Below are 462 nucleotides of genomic sequence, written 5' to 3'. Positions count from 1 at the left end.
TTATTACGGCGACGCCACGCAGGTCGATCTTTTACGTTCTGCGGGTGCAGAGGCCGCTGAGTCTATCGTCATTACCTGTAACGAGCCGGAAGACACCATGAAGCTGGTGGAAATATGCCAACAGCACTTTCCGCATTTGCATATTCTTGCGCGAGCGCGCGGACGGGTGGAAGCGCATGAGTTATTACAGGCAGGGGTGACGCAGTTTTCCCGTGAAACATTCTCCAGTGCGTTAGAGCGGGGGCGCAAGACGCTGGTCACGCTTGGCATGCATCCGCATCAGGCACAGCGAGCGCAACTGCATTTTCGCCGCCTGGATATGCGGATGCTGCGAGAGCTCATCCCAATGCATGCCGATACCGTACAAATTTCTCGCGCCAGGGAAGCCCGACGCGAACTGGAAGAGATTTTCCAGCGTGAAATGCAACAAGAACGACGCCAGCTGGACGGCTGGGATGAATT

General features: G+C 55.8%; 1 protein-coding gene. It reads left to right on the top strand.

The window, feature by feature from the left end; translation table 11 throughout:
• A partial coding sequence (locus K0039_RS25240) for an NAD-binding protein (RefSeq protein ID WP_228106874.1) occupies positions 1-462 on the top strand: 462 nt, incomplete at both ends.

The organism is Terrisporobacter mayombei, from assembly GCF_020748465.1.
Classification (GTDB): Bacteria; Bacillota; Clostridia; order Peptostreptococcales; family Peptostreptococcaceae; genus Terrisporobacter; species Terrisporobacter mayombei.
Note: the sequence above shows the minus strand (reverse complement) of the source record. Positions and strands in the feature narration are given on the sequence as shown.